The organism is Streptomyces sp. NPDC093071 (genome assembly GCF_044754545.1).
In the GTDB taxonomy this organism is placed as follows: domain Bacteria; phylum Actinomycetota; class Actinomycetes; order Streptomycetales; family Streptomycetaceae; genus Streptomyces.
In genome coordinates this window covers 913088-928603 of record NZ_JBIVPH010000001.1, presented here as the reverse complement: position 1 = coordinate 928603, position 15516 = coordinate 913088, and the positions used below count along the sequence as shown (strand labels likewise).

The following is a 15516-nucleotide window of genomic DNA, read 5'->3' as shown; positions in this document are numbered from 1 at the left end:
TTCAGCTCAGCCGGGTCAGGAACGCGGACCAGGCGGCGGGGGAGAGGGCGAGCTGCGGACCGGTGACGTTCTTGGAGTCACGGACGTGGACGGTGGAGGGGCAGGAGGCGACCTCGACGCAGTCGCCGTCGCCGCCACTGCTGTAGCTGGACTTGTGCCAGGAGAGGGCGACTTCCACGCAGTTGTCGCCACTGCCGCTGCTGTAACTGCTCTTGAACCAGGCCAGGTCAGTGTTGCTCATAGTGCTCCTCGGATCTCCTGCAACAGGCTCATGGAGTCCTCTGCGGAAAGAGCCTGTGCTCGCATCCTGGCATACCGCTTCTGGAGGATGCTGACTACTTTGGACTCGGAGATGAGGAGGCCGTTCTCCTGGCCCTCGCTGTAGGCGTACCACCTGTTCTCCGGAGTCTCCAGGAGCCACAAGGGGCCGCTGAGGCCAGCATGGTGCCCGCGCGAGTGCGGCATGATCTGGATGTCGATGTTGCGCTGGGCGGCGATGGCGATGATGTGGTCGATCTGCTCCCGCATGACCTCCGGGCCGCCCGTCTGGCGGCGCAGCACGTGCTCCTCGACGATGAAGCTGTAGATCGTGTGGGGGCGGTCGGTGAGCAGCTTCATCCGTTCGACACGCGCCACGAGCTTCGACTCGATCTCGTCGTCGCCCAGTGCCGGGATCTGCTCGTCGAACAGCGTCTTGGCGTACGCGGGCGTCTGGAGCAGCCCCGGCACCAGCCGGTTCTCGTACGTGTAGAGCGTCACCGCCTTGAGTTCCAGCTTCGCCCACTGGCGGAACCACTTCGCGAGGCCCGGCTTGCGCGTCAGGTGCTTCGCCGTGGCCTGGATCACCCCGAACGCGTCGAGCACCACCTCCGCCTGCTCCACGAAGTCGTCGGACGGGAAGCGCCTGCCCTGCTCGATCGATGCCACCGTCGGTACGGAGTACCCGACGCGCGGCGCGAAGGTCTCCTGCGTCAGCCTGGCCCGCTTGCGGAAGGCCTTGACCACCTCCCCGAAGGCCTTCAGGCTGTCCGTCGCCTCCGGTTCGCTCCCGCTCTGTCCCTCGTCCGGCACCGCGTCCGTCACTCCGGCCACCTCCCGCACCCGTGCGCTCTTCTGAACGGCTCCATCGTCACGGATGGTGATCGGTACGGTCCAGAGTGTGAACCCGTACGCTGTCGCAGCGTACGGGTTTCTGAGCTGGCAACCCGCCCCGCACGACGCCACATTGGCCCCATGACCTCCCCCGTGACCCGCGAAGGGCCCGTCACCGTACGTGTGTTCGCGCAGCGTTTCAGTTCCACCCCGCGCGGCGCCCGCCTCGCCCGCCGCCTCGCCGTGCTCCAGCTGGACCGCTGGGGCGTCCCGTACGACTCCGAGACGTCCGAGACGGCCGCGCTGCTCGTCGCGGAACTCGCGGCCAACGCCGTCACGCACGGCAGGGTGCCCGGGCGCGACTGCGAGCTGACGCTCTCGTACACGCCCGGGCGGGTGCTCCGGATCGACGTGTCCGACACCCGGGGCGAGCGGCGGCCCGCCCCCGCCGAGCAGGAGTCGCTGGACGAGGGCGGGCGCGGCTTACTCCTGGTCGGGGCGCTGGCCTCGCGGTGGGCCGTGCTCGACCGCGTACCGGTCGGGAAGACCGTACGGGCCGAGCTCGACCTCAGCCCCGGGCCGGCTCGTACCCGGCCGGGCGGGTGGTGAAGGTGCCCCGGCCCTGGGTGCGGCCCCGCAGGCGGGACGCGTAGCCGAACAGCTCGGCCAGCGGCACCGTCGCCGCCACCACCGCCGTACCGCCCCGGGCGGTCTGGTCGGTGACCCGGCCCCGGCGGGCCGCGAGGTCGCCGAGGACCGCGCCGACGGACTCGGCGGGGACGGTGACGGTCACGTCGGCCACCGGCTCCAGGAGGGTCATGGCGCTGGCCCGCAGCGCCTCGCGGAGGGCGAAGCGACCCGCCGTGCGGAACGCCATCTCGGACGAATCCTTCGGGTGCGTGGCGCCGTCCGTGAGGGTGACCCGGACGCCGGTCACCGGGTGGCCGCCGAGGGGGCCCTCCAGGAGGGCGTCCCGGCAGCCGGCCTCGACCGCGCGGACGTACTCCTGCGGGACGCGGCCGCCCGTGACGGTGGAGCGGAACGCGAACTCCTCGTCTCCCTCCGTCGGTTCGAGGTCGATGACGACGTGGGCGAACTGGCCCGCGCCGCCGTCCTGTTTGACGTGGCGGTACAGCAGGCCGGTGACGCCCTTCGCGACCGTCTCGCGGTACGCGACCTGGGGACGGCCGACCGCGACCTCCAGGCCCCGGTCGCGGCGCAGCTTCTCCACCGCGACCTCCAGGTGGAGTTCACCCAGGCCGGACAGGACGGTCTGGCCCGTCTCCGGGTCGGACCGCACGACGAGCGAGGGGTCCTCCTCGGACAGGCGGGCGAGGGCCGTCGCCAGGCGGCCGGTGTCCGTGGCGCGACGAGCCTCGACGGCGACCGAGACCACGGGGTCGGCGGTCGTGGGCGGTTCGAGGACGAGGGGCGCGGCCGGGTCGCACAGGGTGGCCCCGGCGCGGACGGACTTCGGTCCGACGACGGCGACGATGTCACCGGCGCGCGCGGCCTCGACCTCCGTCGCCCGGTCCGCCTGCACGCGCAGGATGCGGGCGATCCGCTCGGTGCGTCCGCCGAGGGCGTCCAGCACGGTGTCCCCCTTCCCGATCGTGCCCGCGTAGACGCGGACGTAGGTCATGCGGCCGGTGGCCGTGGCGCTCACCTTGAAGGCGAGCGCGGTGAACGGCGCCTCCGGGTCCGCCGGGACCTCGCCGCGCACGGGCGGCAGGTCCGACGGGGCCGGGAGGTAGGCGACGACGGCGTCGAGCAGGGGCTCGACGCCCCGGTTGCGGTAGGCCGAGCCGCAGAGCACGACCACGGCCTCCCCGGAGAGGGTGAGGTCGCGGAGCGCGCTCCGCAGGGTCGCCTCGGCCAGCTCCTCGCTGGTGACGAACTCCTCGAAGGCGCCGGGGTGCAGCTCCGCCACGGCCTCCTCCAGGCGGCGCCGACGCCGCCGGGCCTCGTCGAGGAGGTCGTCGGGAACGGGAAGCTCGGCGTACGGGCCGTCGCCGTCGGCCCACACGTACGCCCGCATCCGGAGCAGGTCCACGACGCCGGTGAAGCCGTCCTCGCGGCCGATCGGCAGCTGGACGGGGAGCGGGACGGTGCCGAGCCGGTCGCGGATCGACTCCACGGCGGCGTCGAGGTCCGCGCCGGCCCGGTCCAGCTTGTTGACGAAGGCGAGGCGCGGGACGCCGTGCCGGTCGGCCTGCCGCCACACCGTCTCGCTCTGCGGCTCGACGCCCGCGACGGCGTCGAAGACGGCGACGGCGCCGTCGAGGACGCGCAGCGAGCGCTCGACCTCGTCGGAGAAGTCGACGTGGCCGGGCGTGTCGATCAGATTGACCCGGTGACCGGCCCAGTCGCAGCTGACGGCCGCCGCGAAGATCGTGATGCCCCGGTCGCGCTCCTGCGGGTCGAAGTCGGTGACGGTGGTGCCGTCGTGCACCTCGCCCCGCTTGTGGACGGCCCCGGTCAGATACAGGACCCGCTCGGTGACGGTGGTCTTCCCGGCGTCGACGTGGGCCAGGATGCCGAGGTTGCGGACGGCGGTGATCTCAGGAGTGCGCACGGTCTCGTGCCTTTCGCTGCTGCGGTGGTGGAACGGGCAGCGCGATTCCCGGACGACGGACGCCTATCGGGTTCGGAAGGCGTACGGGGCCGTCACGGGCGGCGATGGCGGGCGCGCAGCCGCCACCGCTCGGCCGAGGAGGCGAGGATCACGTCGTACCGGGCACGGGAGGAGGACACGACGACGGCGGCGTGGCTGCGCACGGTCTTCTCCCCTCGACGGACGGACGGACGCCTGACGGCGGCACCGAAGGGTGCGCCGGGAGGTGAGTGTAGGGACCCGAACGGGCCGTACGACAACGGTTTTGCGCGGGACGGGACCGCGGGGCCGGGGGAGATCGTTCCCGTCGTCCGGCCCCGTGCCCCGCCCCGCTCACCAGCGTTCGTACACGACGAAGGGCCGCCCCGGTCCCTCGGTGTCGTAGCGGGAGACGATCAGCAGGCCGTCGCGGTCGAAGAAGCCGCCCAGCCAGCCGTCCTCCTGGTCGACGTTGACGGAGAAGGTGCGGTCGTCCAGCTCCTCGCCGGTGGCGCCGTCCAGGACGTACAGCTCTTCGGTGAAGCTGCCCCGGTCCTGCTGCAGGACGGTGACCTTGCCGTCGTGGACGGCGAGCGCCACGGCGTCACCCCGGCCGGGGTTCGCCTGCCAGGCGAAGCGGCCGGTCGCGAGGTCGACGGCGACGGCCCGGGAGCTGGTGGAGGACTTGCCGAACTCGGCGACCGCGTAGAGGCGTTCGCCGTCGACGGCGACCTTGGAGGGCTTGTCGGCGACGATCTTCCCGTGCTCGCCGGAGCTCTCGATCCGGGACGTGCGCCGACCGTCCGCGCCGAAGGCGAAGAAGGTGCCGGTGCCGGCCCTTTCCTCGTACGGGGGACGCACGAACACCACCAGCGGGTCGACGGACACGAGCGCCGTCCGGACCCCGAACGGGGCGACCGGGCGGCGCGCGTCCAGGGGCTCGTTGTGGAGCAGCGCGCCGGTCGCCGGGTCGAGGGCGGCGGCCGTCAGCTCCGCCCGGTCCTCCTTCCCGCAGCTGAGGACCGCGACGACCCTGCGCTGCGCGGCCCCGACGTCGAACGGCAGGCAGTCCTCCGGAAGAGCGGCCGTCCAGCGGCGCTCGCCGGTGCGCAGGTCGACGGCGCGGACCGCCTTCCGGCCGTCGGCGACCGCCTCGCCGTCCCCGTCCGTCCACGTGTCGAGGACGACCGCGAGTCCGCCGCCCGCGGCCACCGCGCCGCTCACGGGCCCGCCGGCGGTGGCCTCGGGGGAGGCCTTGCGGGAGCCGCTCCACAGCTCCTTCCCGGTCTTCAGGTCGAGCGCGGTGACGTCGGCGCAGCCCTCGGTCCGGGTGGCGGCGACGTTCTCCCCGTGCACCAGGAGCAGCACCGAGTCGTCGGGGGCGGACGTGGAACAGATCTCGGACCGGCCCGGCGGCACGTACTCCCACCGCTGCTTCCCGGTCCGCACGTCGTAGCCGGTGACCGCGTCGAAGCGGCTGCGCACCAGGACGTCGCCGACCGGCCAGCTGCCGTTGCCGTGCTCGGCGGCCGCCGGGTCGGCCGGCGCCTCCCAGACGGTGTCCAGCGAGTCGCCGGGCATGTGCCCGACGATCATCAGGAGACCGGAGACGAGGCCGCCGACCAGCGCGAGCACGGCCACGATCGCGACCACCAGACAACCGGTCCGCCGGCCCCGGCCGGATCGGTCCACCGGCCCCGGCGCGTTTCCGGCCCGCGCGTCCGTCGTTCCCATCCCCGACCCCCTCGTCCTCCCCGGCCCCCGGGGCTCCGCGAAGCCCCCCGGCTCCGACGGCGGCCAGGGTAGACGATCAGCGCTTTCCGGCGGCACGGGCGTTCGCACGCCGGTTCCCGGGCGACGGGGGAGACGTCGGAGACGCGGTCCCTAGGCGGGGTCCGGTACGGAGTCGGGCGCGTCCGCCGGCTGGAGGAGGTCCCAGCGGTTGCCGTACAGGTCCTCGAAGACGGCGACCGAGCCGTACGGCTCGTGGCGCGGCTCCTCCAGGAACTTCACGCCGGCCTCCGTCATGCGGGCGTGGTCGCGGGGGAAGTCCTCGGTGTGCAGGAAGAAGCCGACCCGTCCGCCGCTCTGGTTGCCGATCGAGGCCTCCTCGGCGTCGTTCTTGGCGCGGGCGAGGAGCAGGCCCGCGTTCCCGAGGCCGCCGACCCCGGCCGCACCGCGCGGCCGGACGACGACCCAGCGGGTGCCGCCGCCCCGGTCGGTGTCCTCGACGAGGTCGAATCCGAGGGCGTCGGTGTAGAAGGCGATGGCCTCGTCGTAGTCACGGACGACGAGGGTGACGAGTGCGATGGACGGCATGGAACCAAAAGTAGTACGTATCGGTCTACCCGCGTCAACCGGCACGCCCGCCGTGAAGAATGCCCGACATGGACACGCAACAATTCGAGCGCCTCGCGGCCCGCGCACGGTCCCTGGCGGAGGCGGGGGACCGCCGCATCCTGGGCCTCGCGGGCCCGCCGGGCGCCGGGAAGTCCACGCTCGCGGCCCGGCTCGTCGACCGCCTCGACGGGCTCGCCGTCCTCGTCCCCATGGACGGCTTCCACCTCGCGCGGGCGGAGCTGGAACGCCTCGGCCGGGCGGACAGGAAGGGCGCCCCGGACACCTTCGACGCCGCCGGCTACACCGCGCTCCTCACCCGCCTGCGCACCCCCGAGCCCGGCACCACCGTCTACGCCCCCGCCTTCGACCGCTCCCTGGAGGAACCGATCGCGGGATCGGTCCCCGTCGCCCCCTCCGTCCCCCTCGTCGTCACCGAGGGCAACTACCTCCTCCACGACGAAGCCCCCTGGCCCGCCGTCCTCCCCCTCCTGGACGAAGCGTGGTACCTCGACCTCCCCGACCACCACCGCATCCCCCGCCTGATCGCCCGCCACGTCCACTTCGGCAAGACCCGCACCCACGCCGAACACCGGGTCCACACCTCCGACGAGCCCAACGCCCGCCTGATCGCCAGGGGGCGGGACCGGGCCCATCTCGTCGTACCGGTGGACTAGGGCCTGTCCGGCGGAACATCGCCCGGCCACCCCGCCCGGCGACGGTTTGGCGGGTGGGCGCGTGGACAGAACAGGACAGGCAGCCCTCACTCGAACGAGCCACCCGGGGGAACATGTCCGACGGATACATCAGCTTCGGCATAGGCGTGGCGGCCCAGGCAGCCGCCTCGCTGGTCAACACGAAACGCCAGATCAGCGCCGCCGAACGCGCCCGCACCACCCAGCACGAGTTCGAACGCAACCAGTCCGACACCCGCTTCGGCCGTGAACTCCAGCTGGAAGCCGTCCGCCACCAGCGCCAGTTCGACCTCCGGCACCTGGAATCAGGACTCCGCCGGGAGGAGTCCCTGGAAGCCCTCGGCAACCAGACGCTGTACTCGACCTACCCGGTCCCCGAAGGCCCCGGCCACCTGCGGGCCGGACTGCACCTCCTCGCCGAAGACCTCTCCGACCTGCCGCCGCTCCTGCTGCTCCCCAGGTTCAGCGGCCTCAACGAGCCGCACTGGGCCGGCCTGCGCACCGCCCTCTCGGCCGCTCTGAGGCACACCCTCGGCAACGAGGGGCTGGTCGAACTCCACGACGGCCTGGGCGCCCTGACCTGGCCGCACGCAGGCTTGTACTGGAACGACCTCTACGGTGTCCCCACCTTCGTCGCGCAGGTCTCCCTCTACCGCGACACCCTCGACCTGAGCCTCGGCGGCTGCCACCTGGGAACCGGCACCGTCCCCACCGAGCCCCTGCGCCTGCTGCTGCGGCACCGCCGACAGCCGCCCGGCACCTGGACGGAGAAGTCCGTCGCCCGGCTGAACGCCGAAGCACCCGAGGGCCATGAACTCGCCGTGCCCGCCGACCCCGAGGGCCTCAACCGGCTGGAGGTCGAAGTCGCCGCCCGCGCCGTCACCGCCGTGGTCACCTCAGCCGTGGACGCCTACTGGCTGGCCGGAGCCGTCCGCTACCGGCAGCGCTTCGACGCGGCCGCGGCCCTCCTGGGACCCGCCGCCCGAACCGACTGGCCCGCCGACCTCGGCGTGTCCCTCGACCGGGTCGCCGACCCCGCGTACCACCTCCTGACGGTGGCCCGCCGACTGGCGGCACGGGGCCGCCCCGCCGAGGCGGTGGCCGCCCTGGAACGCTCCCTCGCGATCCTCGCCCACCCCGACTACACGCTCGCCGGACCGCCCTTCCCCCCGCCCGCGGAGACCCTCGAACACCTCGCGGACGCCGACCCCCGCTACACCGAGGCCCTGCGCGAGACCATCGCCGCCGTCACCGAAGGGGTCGACGGCGAACTGCCCGAAGGCCCCGCCGCCGTCCGGGAGGCCCTGGATGACCACTGAGACCGACCTCGCCGACCTCGCCGCCGCCCTCGACCGGTACCACGCCCTGCTGTCGACGCCCGAACCCGCCCTCGAAGACGCCCTGACCGCCCTGGACCGCTCCCGGGACCAGGCCCACCTCGCGATTCTCGGTCCCGAGAGCGCCGGAAAATCCACCCTGGTCAACGCCCTGGTGGGCGCCGAGATCAGTCCGGTGTCGATCGCCATGCCGGGCACGGTGGCCCCCGTGCACGTCCTCCACGCGGAGGTCGAGCACCCCCGCTACCAGGTCTTGCGGACCGACGACTCCGGGAACCAGGTCACCGAGAACCCGGCGGACCGGGCGGAGTTCGAGAGGTGGATGCTGCAGGAGCACAACGAGGACAACGCTCTCGAAGTGCTCCGCGGGGAGATCAGGCTGCCCGCGCCGATGCTCGCGGGCGGCCTCCGCCTGGTCGACCACCCCGGACTCTCCGGAGTGTCCCGGGCCGTCGCCGCCCAAGCCGAACGCGACCTGGCCGGAAAGGCCTTCACCGTCGTCCTGGTCTCCATGGGCCGGCTCAGCCTCAAGGCATTGGCCGACACCGTCCGCGACCTCGCCGACAGTCCCCGCCCCGCCCGGATCGCCGCCGTCCTCTTCAACGAGTACGACTCCCGGCTGCTCGTCCCCGAGCGGCTCCCCGCCCACCTCGCGATGCGCCGGGAGAGCGTCGACAAGTTCCTCGTCCCCCTGGACGCCGACGGCCGTCTCGGCCTCGCCGACGCGAGCCTGCACTGCATCGACCTCTCCGCACCCGACGAGAGTCAACTGGACGTCCTGCGCGCCAAGATCACCGTCTCCGTCCGGCAGGAGATCGATCGCACCGTCGCCGATACCTCCCGCTACACGCTGCCGGTCCTCGACGCGGCGCTGGAGCGCCGGGCCCGACGGGTCCGTGCCGTCCTCGACGGCACCGTGGGCCGTGCCGAGATAGGCCGCCACGCGGACGAGGCCCTCGCCGGTCTCGCCACCGGCGGGCTGGGCGCGCTCTTCGGCTTGGGACGCACCCGTTTCAACCGGACCGACCAGCTGAACGCCGTGGAGGCGGAGCGCCGTTCCGCGGACTGGCAGGTGGTGAAGGGAGTCTTCCTGGAGGAGAACGCGCGGCTGACCGGACTCATCGACGGACACCTCCGGGACCTGAATCCGGAACTGCTGATCGACAAGCACCGGGCGAAGAGGATCAGCCAGGCGGTGGAGGGGCAGATCGCGGTCACCCGGAGGCGCATCGCCGAGGCCTGTGCTCCCGGGCTGCGGGCGCTGGGCCTCGACCTCGACGCGGTCGCCCGGGAGCGCGAGGCCCTCTTCGACTCCCGGGTTCCCACGGGCCTGCACCGGACCCGTCCGCGGAATCGGGAAGACTCCGAGATGGAGGTGGGGAGCTATCGGTACGAGAGCGCCTACGAGCGCTACGAGCGCGGAGTCAAGGAGTACGACGACAGCGTGCTGTTCAACATCAGTGCCCTTTTGTACCTGGTGCCCCTGCACTATCTGGGAGGGGGGCATCTGATGCACGTGCAGCGACGTCTGCGGGAGGCCAGGCAGGAGACCGTGAGCCTTCTGGCGGCGCCGGAAGGCGGCCAGGCCACGGCGTGGCTGCGGCAGCGGAGGCGACTGGTCGGCCTGGTCCGCGAGGAGATCGGCGACCGGATCACCCTGCTGGCCGGGACCGCCGCCGACCACCCGGAGAAGCTCGTCGCCGGGCTCCGCGACCACCAGGACCGCATCACCGAGGCCCGTGGCGAGCTGGACGGGTGGCGGCGGACCCTGGAGGCCGCGGGAACTCGTCAGACGTCGAAGGTGGCCCCGCCGCCGTAGTCGGTGACGTCCGCGACGGTGGTCTCCGTGACGGAGGGATAGCCCTGGCCGGCGTCGTCGGACGAGTGCGTGTCCCCGGAGGAGCCCGGCCGGTCCCCGCCCTGGCCCTCCGGGGAGCAGGCGGGGGCCGGTGCGGGGTCGGGCGTGTCCCAGGAGTCGGGATACGTCAGGCCGATGTCCCCGTCGAACGTGGTGGACCCGGTGCTCTTCCCGTTCTCGATCCTCTGCTCGTCGGTGCGTGACACCGAGCCGTGGAGGGTGATGTTGCCGGCCACGTCGAAGGGCTGTTCCGTACCCCAGCTCTCGCCGGTGGCCGCCGATTCCACCCCCATGGACTCCGTGCCGGACGTCGCTTCCGTGCCGTACCCGTAGCCGTCCTCTGTCGTGGACATGAGCCCCTCCCGGCCGTCGTGGGCGGTTCTCCACCGGACCGGCGCCGCCCTGGAGACGCACCTTCCCCGGCACCGCCTCCCGCACACTCCGGGAGACGACGGACGGTCCTGCCGAGGGCTGCGGGCCGTATCGGCTGGTGGTGTCCGTGCGGCGGAACTCCGTTGCCCGCCCCCAAACCCCCGTGAGAACATCGGGATCAACGGTCCGGCTCCTTTCGTTCGTGTTTCGGCGCGAAGGGAAGAGTGCGGACCGTCGGCATGTCCACGGTTTCGGGTGATCCATCGAGGTCTGCGAACGGCGGGTACCGTTTGATGAACACGACAGAGCTGGCGGAAGCACGCATCGAGGATGCGGACAACGTCCTGGTCGCGCCTTCGGAGTCGTGGGGCGACGGCGGGGTCGGGGACTTCTTCGGGGTCGCGATCACGCCGGAGGAGCTGGCGTCCGGGGCGCCCGACCTCGCCGGGAAGACCGTCTACCTGTGCGGTGACGTATCCGGGATCAGCAGCGGTCATCTGCGCGCGGCAGAGCGGGTGTTCGTCGTGCGGGAGCTGTCGCACGGTTACGGCGAGAGCGAGAGCGAGAGCGAGAGCGAGAGCGAGGGCGACGGCACGGTCTGGCCCGTCGTCGGGCTCGGCCGCGTCCCCCTCCGCGTCCACGGCGTCGGCGTGTACTACCGGCGATTCTTCGCGCTCGACGCCGGCCATTTCGAGAGGATCCGTACGGAGCACGCGTTCCAGTCCCTGACGGAATCCACCAAGCCCGGGACGGCCCACCGCAGCGGCATCTATCTGACGCCCGTCACGCGTGAAGGCGACGCTCTGCACTTCCGTCTGCTCCGGTGCTCCACGAACTTCTCGGGGCCGACGGAGAGCTTCCGCTCGACCGACACGGACATCGTCGAGGAGCTGAACCGCGAGGCCGCCACCGTCTTCCGGGGCCAGGCGCCGCTCAATCACGTCCTCGCCCAGATCTACCACAACACCCACGCCACGCCCGAGCGCAAGCAGTCCAAGGCCAAGATCTCGGCCCACGCCGACAAGACCAAGGACATGCCCGTCAACGGCGTCATGGCCTTCTGCACCTTCTACGACGGGCTCGACAGGCTGGAGCCCCTGGCCGAAGACGCCTTCGACCACGGGCTGAAGGGCGTCAGCGGGCTGACCAGACTCCACTTCCGGCTCAAGGACCCGGCCGGAGAACACGAAGGGGCCGCGCTCCCCGCGCAGTTCGGCATCACGCTCTACCCCGGCTCCGTGTTCTTCATGCCGCTGTCCACCAACCGCCTCTACACGCACGAGATCCGGCCCGCGCCGCTGGACGCCGCATCGCTCCCCACCCGCCTGGGATACGTGGTGCGCTGTTCGAGCGCCGAAGCCGTGCACCAGGACGGCCACACGTTCCTCAAGAAGGCCGGGGACCTGGTGAGGCTGGGGCCGCCCACGGAGGACGGCATGGACGAGCTGCGCAGGCTGTACGCCGAGGAGAACAGGACCTCGTCCTTCATCGACTACGGCGACGCGTTCCTCTTCAGCATGAACGCGGGGGACTACCTTGCCCCCCGTGCCTAGGATCGCGGACGAGATCCGCTCGTACGCCCTGCCGGCCGAGGGGGACCTCTTCGCGGAGCTGTCCGCGTCGACGCGTCTGGAAGACCTCGGAAAGGGGCGGCGGGGCGGCGTGATCGCCCGGGTGGACGAGACCGGCGGCGTGCCCCTCGTCCGCACCACCACCCGCTACGGCAGCCCGGCGCAGCGCTTCCGGGAGGTCCACGAGCGGCTGGCGCGGCGCGTTCGGGAACGGGCGGACCTCCCGGTCGGCTTCAACAACGCCCTCGTCGAGAGCTACACGCACGCCTACAAGACCATGGGCGCCCATTCCGACCAGGCCCTCGACCTGGCCGACGACTCGTTCATCGCCGTCTTCTCCTGCTACCGGGACCCCGGAGCCGGCCCTTCGAGGAAGCTGGTCTTCGAAACCAAGGAACCCGGCGGCGAGAAGTTCGAGATCCCCCTCGCCCACCACGGCGTCGTCGCGTTCTCCGTCGCCACGAACCGGCGCCTCAAGCACAGGATCGTGTGGGACGCGCCCGCCGGAGCGGACGACAACCCGTGGTGCGGCGTGACGTTCCGGACGTCGAAGACCGTCGTCCGGTTCCGCGACGGACACGCGTACCTCCCGCAGGGCGACCGTCTCGTGCGGGCCGACGAGGAACAGCGGAGCGAGTTCTACCGGCTGCGGCGCCGCGAGAACGGCGAGACGGACTTCGACTATCCCCCGCTGACGTACACCGTCAGCGAGAGCGACCTGATCCCGCCCGTCTGAACTCCGGGGGGGGGGGGGGCGGCCCCGGAGGCCCCCCGGAGCGGTCGCGTCCTCTAGGGTGCCGCCATGACCGACGACGCCGCCACGACCGACGACCAGGACTGGGAGCGCCGGATCGCCGCGCTCTGGGAGCGCATCGACGCCCACGAGCCCGCCGACTTCCGCGCCCGCGTGGCCGAACTGGCCGCCGAGCGGCCCGCCGACGACCCCGCCGCGCTCTTCGAGCAGGGCGCCGCCCACGACTCCACCGGCCTCCCCGAAGAGGCCGTCGCGCACTACCGGCGCGCCCTCGACCTCGGCCTCACCGGACTGCGCCGCCGCCGGGCCGTGATCCAGCTCGCCAGCAGCCTGCGCAACCTCGGCCGCCCCGACCTCGCCGTCGACCTCCTCACCACCGAACGGGACGTCCCCGCCGACCGGCTCGACGCCGACGAGCGGGCCCTCTCCGGCGCCGTCGACGCCTTCCTCGCCCTCGCCCTGGCCGACACCGGCCGCGACCGCGAGGCCGCCTCCCTCGCCCTGGGCGCCCTCGCCCCCCTCCTGCCCCGCTACAACCGCTCCCTCGCCCACTACGCCCGCGCCCTCCTCACCGCCCCCGACGGCTCCTGAGAGGCTGCGCGGCAAACCCGCCGGGACCGTGGCCGAGTTGACCCGACCGCAAGAGCGCCGACATCCGCAGTCGCTACCCTGGGACCCACGGCGACGGAAGGCGGGCGGGCGTGGGCTGGCTGCGGCGGGGACCCAGGCGGGACGGCGACGACGCACCGAGGGATCCGGGGTTCGCGTACTTCTCCCGGAACGAGGCCGCGCTCTTCCGCGGCCGGGTCCGGGAGACCTTCGCCGAACTCGGCCTGGAGGTCACCGTCTACGCCGACCACGTCGTCGACGACCGGGGGCGCCGCTTCGGGCTCACCAACCTCGCCGCCGTCTGCCACCAGGACCGGCGCGGCCCCCGCGTCTGGCCCGGCCTGATCCGCCGCCACATCGAGCTGGTCGTCCGGGCCATGGACGGCCCCTCCGCGCTCGACACCCTGCCGCCCGAGCAGATCCGCTCCCAGCTCTACCCCCGGGTCGTCAGCGGCGACGGCATCGACACCGCCGCGTTCGGATACGCCAGGACCGTCGCCCCCGGCCTGTACGAGATCCTCGCCCTGGACCTGCCCGAGAGCGTCATGATGCTCACCGACGACGCCCTCGCCCGGCTCGGCAGCCACGCGCAGCTGCGCGACCGGGCCCTGCGCAATCTGCGCGGCCTCCCCGTCGAGGGGCACGAGACCGTCCGCGACGCCGACGGCATGTGCTTCGAGGTCGTCCTCGGGGACTCCTTCTACACCGCGAGCCGCGTCCTCGACCTCGACGGGGTCGTCCGCCGCGTCACCGGCCTCCCGCTCGGCGAGCACGGCGCCCTGGTCGCCCTGCCCTTCCGGCACCAGCTCGCCTTCCACCCCATCCGGGACACCTCCATCATCCCGGCGCTCGGCGCGATGGCCTCCTTCGCCGCCACCGGCTACGAGGACACCCCGGGCGCCATCAGCCCGTACGTCTTCTGGTGGCGCGACGGCACCCTCACCCAGCTCAGCGAGCACGACGAGGAGCGCGGCGACCTGCGGATCGTCGTCGGCGACGACTTCCAGGAGCTCCTGGAACGGCTCATCGCCCAGGGGCCCGACCGCCGCTGAGCGGTCGCGGCGCGGGCCCCCGCCGGGCAGGATGCTGTACGTCCGGGACGCAGCGGTCCGAGAAGGAGCCCCCCATGCCGAGCACCCCCGACGGCCCCGCCACCCCCGCCTCCGACGAGCCGGTGCCCTTCACCGCCGACGACTACCGGGCCCGGATGGCCCGCGCCGCCGAGTCCGCCGCCGACGCCGGACTCGCCGGAGTGATCGTCGCCCCCGGCCCGGACCTGGTCTACCTCACCGGCTACCAGCCCACCGCGATCACCGAGCGCCTCACCGCCCTCGTCCTCGCCGCCGGGCGGGAACCGGTCCTCGTCGTCCCCACCCTGGAGGCCCCCGACGCCGAGCGGTCCGCCGGGGCCGCCGCGCTCACCCTGCGCGACTGGACCGACGGCAAGGACCCGTACGCCGTCACCGCGCCCCTCCTCGACGCGGGCGGGCGCTTCGGCGTCAGCGACAACGCCTGGGCCATGCACCTCCTCGGCCTCCAGCGGACCCTGCCCGGCACCTCGTACGTCTCCCTCACCGAGGCCCTGCCGATGCTCCGGGGCGTCAAGGACGCCCACGAACTGGCCCGGATCGCCGCCGCCGGGGCCGCCGCCGACCGGGCGTACGGCGAGATCCTCAAGGTCCGCTTCGAGGGCCGGAAGGAGACCGACGTCGCCGCCGACCTCGCCGCCCTGCTGCTGCGCTTCGGCCACTCGCAGGTCGACTTCACCGTCGTCGGCTCCGGACCCAACGGCGCCAACCCGCACCACGAGGCCGGCGACCGGACCATCGAGCGCGGCGACATGGTCGTCCTCGACTTCGGCGGCCTCAAGCACGGCTACGGCTCCGACACCACCCGCACCGTCCACGTCGGGGAGCCCACCGACGAGGAGCGGCGCGTCCACGACCTCGTACGGGAGGCCCAGCAGGCCGGTTTCGAGGCCGTACGGCCCGGGGTGGCCTGCCAGGACGTCGACCGGGCGGCCCGCCGGGTCATCACGGACGCCGGCTACGGCGAGTACTTCATCCACCGCACCGGCCACGGCATCGGGGTCACCACCCACGAGCCCCCGTACATGATCGAGGGCGAGGAGCTGCCGGTCGTCCCCGGCATGTGCTTCTCCATCGAGCCCGGGGTCTACCTGCCGGGCCGCTTCGGCGTCCGCATCGAGGACATCGTCACGGCCACGGAGGACGGCGGGGCGCGCCGCTTCAACAACACCCCGCACGAGATGGCGATCGTGGAGTGACCGGGGCGGCG

15 protein-coding genes are annotated in these 15516 nt (G+C 72.7%); 9 read left to right on the top strand and 6 right to left on the bottom strand.

Annotated features, from left to right (window positions below; all coding sequences use genetic code 11):
* Position 1: 1 nt before the first annotated feature.
* Together ACIQD7_RS03870 and ACIQD7_RS03865 are read right to left on the bottom strand one after the other, a co-directional pair.
* The gene (locus tag ACIQD7_RS03870) at positions 2-241 is read right to left on the bottom strand and encodes a DUF397 domain-containing protein (protein WP_402439117.1); all 240 of its coding nucleotides are present in this window, start codon (positions 239-241) and stop codon (positions 2-4) included.
* A complete protein-coding gene (locus ACIQD7_RS03865) occupies positions 238-1083 on the bottom strand; it encodes a helix-turn-helix domain-containing protein (protein WP_402439115.1) in 846 nt (281 codons plus the stop codon). The genes ACIQD7_RS03870 and ACIQD7_RS03865 overlap by 4 nt, the downstream gene beginning before the upstream one ends.
* Before the next feature lie 150 nt (positions 1084-1233).
* Here ACIQD7_RS03865 and ACIQD7_RS03860 point away from each other — a divergent pair, with 150 nt between their 5' ends.
* Positions 1234-1701: an ATP-binding protein gene (locus ACIQD7_RS03860; RefSeq protein WP_161371226.1), complete on the top strand. Its 468-nt coding sequence runs from the start codon at positions 1234-1236 to the stop codon at positions 1699-1701.
* Here ACIQD7_RS03860 and fusA read toward each other — a convergent pair.
* The 3 genes from fusA to ACIQD7_RS03845 form a co-directional block, all read right to left on the bottom strand.
* Positions 1661-3667 carry an elongation factor G gene (gene fusA, locus ACIQD7_RS03855; RefSeq protein ID WP_402439113.1) on the bottom strand — a complete coding sequence of 669 codons (2007 nt, stop codon included), beginning with the start codon at positions 3665-3667 and terminating at the stop codon, positions 1661-1663. The genes ACIQD7_RS03860 and fusA overlap by 41 nt on opposite strands.
* 372 nt (positions 3668-4039) lie before the next feature.
* Entirely contained in the window at positions 4040-5419 is a 1380-nt protein-coding gene (locus ACIQD7_RS03850) for a PQQ-binding-like beta-propeller repeat protein (protein ID WP_402439111.1), read from the bottom strand.
* 150 nt (positions 5420-5569) lie between these two features.
* Complete coding sequence (locus ACIQD7_RS03845; protein WP_402439109.1) at positions 5570-6004, bottom strand: VOC family protein; 435 nt, start codon at positions 6002-6004, stop codon at positions 5570-5572.
* Positions 6005-6063: 59 nt separating this feature from the next.
* Between ACIQD7_RS03845 and ACIQD7_RS03840 the strand changes: the two genes are divergently transcribed.
* The 3 genes from ACIQD7_RS03840 (at position 6064) to ACIQD7_RS03830 (ending at position 9873) form a co-directional block, all read left to right on the top strand.
* Entirely contained in the window at positions 6064-6699 is a 636-nt protein-coding gene (locus tag ACIQD7_RS03840) for a nucleoside/nucleotide kinase family protein (RefSeq protein ID WP_402439107.1), read from the top strand.
* Positions 6700-6812: 113 nt separating this feature from the next.
* On the top strand, positions 6813-8036 hold the full coding sequence (locus ACIQD7_RS03835) for a hypothetical protein (RefSeq protein WP_402439105.1): 1224 nt from the start codon (positions 6813-6815) through the stop codon (positions 8034-8036).
* Positions 8026-9873, top strand: coding sequence for a dynamin family protein (locus ACIQD7_RS03830; RefSeq protein WP_402439103.1), 1848 nt, complete (start codon positions 8026-8028; stop codon positions 9871-9873). Before ACIQD7_RS03835 ends, ACIQD7_RS03830 begins: the two co-directional genes overlap by 11 nt.
* Here the strand turns inward: ACIQD7_RS03830 and ACIQD7_RS03825 are convergent.
* Positions 9843-10265 carry a hypothetical protein gene (locus tag ACIQD7_RS03825; protein WP_402439101.1) on the bottom strand — a complete coding sequence of 141 codons (423 nt, stop codon included), beginning with the start codon at positions 10263-10265 and terminating at the stop codon, positions 9843-9845. The genes ACIQD7_RS03830 and ACIQD7_RS03825 overlap by 31 nt on opposite strands.
* Positions 10266-10577: 312 nt before the next feature.
* Between ACIQD7_RS03825 and ACIQD7_RS03820 the strand changes: the two genes are divergently transcribed.
* The 5 genes from ACIQD7_RS03820 to ACIQD7_RS03800 all read left to right on the top strand — a co-directional run bounded on the left by ACIQD7_RS03820 (position 10578) and on the right by ACIQD7_RS03800 (position 15505).
* Entirely contained in the window at positions 10578-11837 is a 1260-nt protein-coding gene (locus tag ACIQD7_RS03820) for a hypothetical protein (RefSeq protein WP_402439100.1), read from the top strand.
* The gene (locus ACIQD7_RS03815; protein ID WP_402439098.1) at positions 11821-12591 is read left to right on the top strand and encodes a hypothetical protein; all 771 of its coding nucleotides are present in this window, start codon (positions 11821-11823) and stop codon (positions 12589-12591) included. The genes ACIQD7_RS03820 and ACIQD7_RS03815 overlap by 17 nt, the downstream gene beginning before the upstream one ends.
* A 66-nt stretch (positions 12592-12657) precedes the next feature.
* Positions 12658-13200: a tetratricopeptide repeat protein gene (locus ACIQD7_RS03810; RefSeq protein WP_402439096.1), complete on the top strand. Its 543-nt coding sequence runs from the start codon at positions 12658-12660 to the stop codon at positions 13198-13200.
* Between the two features lie 110 nt (positions 13201-13310).
* The gene (locus ACIQD7_RS03805) at positions 13311-14270 is read left to right on the top strand and encodes a hypothetical protein (RefSeq protein WP_402439094.1); all 960 of its coding nucleotides are present in this window, start codon (positions 13311-13313) and stop codon (positions 14268-14270) included.
* Between the two features lie 74 nt (positions 14271-14344).
* Complete coding sequence (locus ACIQD7_RS03800; RefSeq protein ID WP_402439092.1) at positions 14345-15505, top strand: aminopeptidase P family protein; 1161 nt, start codon at positions 14345-14347, stop codon at positions 15503-15505.
* Positions 15506-15516 lie beyond the last annotated feature (11 nt).